Origin of the sequence: Priestia flexa (genome assembly GCF_021441905.1) — a bacterium.
Classification (GTDB): Bacteria; Bacillota; Bacilli; order Bacillales; family Bacillaceae_H; genus Priestia; species Priestia flexa.
Window position 1 is genome coordinate 3777501 of the sequence record NZ_CP090431.1, and the last position, 2500, is coordinate 3780000.

The 2500-nt window shown below is 51.5% G+C and carries 9 tRNA genes and 3 rRNA genes (2 of these 12 only partly in view); all 12 read left to right on the plus strand.

The features are described 5' to 3' along the window. A 23S ribosomal RNA gene (locus LZP85_RS19410) occupies window positions 1-363 on the plus strand; it begins 2572 nt to the left of the window's first position. Window positions 364-464: 101 nt separating this feature from the next. Continuing rightward, a 5S ribosomal RNA gene (rrf, locus tag LZP85_RS19415) occupies window positions 465-580 on the plus strand. Between the two features lie 12 nt (window positions 581-592). Then, window positions 593-668, plus strand: a tRNA-Val gene (locus tag LZP85_RS19420). A 10-nt stretch (window positions 669-678) separates the two neighbouring features. After that, a tRNA-Thr gene (locus LZP85_RS19425) sits at window positions 679-754 on the plus strand. A 5-nt stretch (window positions 755-759) separates the two neighbouring features. Continuing rightward, window positions 760-835, plus strand: a tRNA-Lys gene (locus LZP85_RS19430). A 16-nt stretch (window positions 836-851) separates the two neighbouring features. Continuing rightward, window positions 852-937: transfer RNA gene (locus tag LZP85_RS19435), tRNA-Leu, on the plus strand. A 16-nt stretch (window positions 938-953) separates the two neighbouring features. Then, window positions 954-1028 (plus strand) — tRNA-Gly (locus tag LZP85_RS19440). 12 nt (window positions 1029-1040) lie between these two features. After that, window positions 1041-1129, plus strand: a tRNA-Leu gene (locus LZP85_RS19445). A 9-nt stretch (window positions 1130-1138) separates the two neighbouring features. After that, window positions 1139-1215: transfer RNA gene (locus LZP85_RS19450), tRNA-Arg, on the plus strand. A 4-nt stretch (window positions 1216-1219) separates the two neighbouring features. Next, window positions 1220-1296: transfer RNA gene (locus tag LZP85_RS19455), tRNA-Pro, on the plus strand. A gap of 5 nt (window positions 1297-1301) precedes the next feature. Beyond that, window positions 1302-1377 (plus strand) — tRNA-Ala (locus LZP85_RS19460). Window positions 1378-1453: 76 nt separating this feature from the next. Further along, window positions 1454-2500 (plus strand): 16S ribosomal RNA (locus LZP85_RS19465) (it continues 506 nt past the right edge of the window).

Here is a 2500-nt window from a genome sequence, read left to right on the forward strand (position 1 = left end):
TCCCAAGGGTTGGGCTGTTCGCCCATTAAAGCGGTACGCGAGCTGGGTTCAGAACGTCGTGAGACAGTTCGGTCCCTATCCGTCGTGGGCGTAGGAAATTTGAGAGGAGCTGTCCTTAGTACGAGAGGACCGGGATGGACACACCGCTGGTGTACCAGTTGTCTTGCCAAAGGCATCGCTGGGTAGCTATGTGTGGACGGGATAAGTGCTGAAAGCATCTAAGCATGAAGCCCCCCTCAAGATGAGATTTCCCATAGCGCAAGCTAGTAAGATCCCTGAAAGATGATCAGGTTGATAGGTCAGAGGTGGAAGCATGGCGACGTGTGTAGCTGACTGATACTAATCGATCGAGGACTTAACCAAAACAATAGTACACGAAGTACTCAGCGAAATGTTATCTAGTTTTGAGAGAACAAGATAAAAAAGTCTTGCTTTTTTTCAAAGAAGTTGTATAATATAATATGTCTGGTGGCGATAGCAGAGAGGTCACACCCGTTCCCATACCGAACACGGAAGTTAAGTTCTCTAGCGCCGATGGTAGTTGGGACTTTGTCCCTGTGAGAGTAGGACGTTGCCAGGCTGTTATATCAATGGAGGATTAGCTCAGCTGGGAGAGCACCTGCCTTACAAGCAGGGGGTCGGCGGTTCGATCCCGTCATCCTCCACCATGAATATGTTGCCGGTGTAGCTCAACTGGTAGAGCAACTGACTTGTAATCAGTAGGTTGGGGGTTCAAGTCCTCTTGCCGGCACCATTTTCGAGCCATTAGCTCAGTTGGTAGAGCATCTGACTTTTAATCAGAGGGTCGAAGGTTCGAGTCCTTCATGGCTCACCATTTTAAATACACACATGCGGGTGTGGCGGAATTGGCAGACGCGCTAGACTTAGGATCTAGTGTCTTTACGACGTGGGGGTTCAAGTCCCTTCACCCGCACCATTTAATTTCATAATGCGCGGAAGTAGTTCAGTGGTAGAACACCACCTTGCCAAGGTGGGGGTCGCGAGTTCGAACCTCGTCTTCCGCTCCACAAATAAGTCCTGCCGGGGTGGTGGAATTGGCAGACACACAGGACTTAAAATCCTGCGGTAGGTGACTACCGTGCCGGTTCAAGTCCGGCCCTCGGCACCATTTTAATAAGCGCCCGTAGCTCAATTGGATAGAGCGTTTGACTACGGATCAAAAGGTTAGGGGTTCGACTCCTCTCGGGCGCGCCATAAACGGGAAGTAGCTCAGCTTGGTAGAGCACTTGGTTTGGGACCAAGGGGTCGCAGGTTCGAATCCTGTCTTCCCGACCATTTCTGGGGCCTTAGCTCAGCTGGGAGAGCGCCTGCCTTGCACGCAGGAGGTCAGCGGTTCGATCCCGCTAGGCTCCACCAATTGAACTTTGAAAACTGAACAAAGCGACAAACGTCAACGTTAATTTTTTAAACTTTTATGAGCAAGTCAAACATTTCTTCGGAGAGTTTGATCCTGGCTCAGGATGAACGCTGGCGGCGTGCCTAATACATGCAAGTCGAGCGAACTGATTAGAAGCTTGCTTCTATGACGTTAGCGGCGGACGGGTGAGTAACACGTGGGCAACCTGCCTGTAAGACTGGGATAACTCCGGGAAACCGGAGCTAATACCGGATAACATTTTCTCTTGCATAAGAGAAAATTGAAAGATGGTTTCGGCTATCACTTACAGATGGGCCCGCGGTGCATTAGCTAGTTGGTGAGGTAACGGCTCACCAAGGCAACGATGCATAGCCGACCTGAGAGGGTGATCGGCCACACTGGGACTGAGACACGGCCCAGACTCCTACGGGAGGCAGCAGTAGGGAATCTTCCGCAATGGACGAAAGTCTGACGGAGCAACGCCGCGTGAGTGATGAAGGCTTTCGGGTCGTAAAACTCTGTTGTTAGGGAAGAACAAGTACAAGAGTAACTGCTTGTACCTTGACGGTACCTAACCAGAAAGCCACGGCTAACTACGTGCCAGCAGCCGCGGTAATACGTAGGTGGCAAGCGTTATCCGGAATTATTGGGCGTAAAGCGCGCGCAGGCGGTTTCTTAAGTCTGATGTGAAAGCCCACGGCTCAACCGTGGAGGGTCATTGGAAACTGGGGAACTTGAGTGCAGAAGAGAAAAGCGGAATTCCACGTGTAGCGGTGAAATGCGTAGAGATGTGGAGGAACACCAGTGGCGAAGGCGGCTTTTTGGTCTGTAACTGACGCTGAGGCGCGAAAGCGTGGGGAGCAAACAGGATTAGATACCCTGGTAGTCCACGCCGTAAACGATGAGTGCTAAGTGTTAGAGGGTTTCCGCCCTTTAGTGCTGCAGCTAACGCATTAAGCACTCCGCCTGGGGAGTACGGTCGCAAGACTGAAACTCAAAGGAATTGACGGGGGCCCGCACAAGCGGTGGAGCATGTGGTTTAATTCGAAGCAACGCGAAGAACCTTACCAGGTCTTGACATCCTCTGACAACTCTAGAGATAGAGCGTTCCCCTTCGGGGGA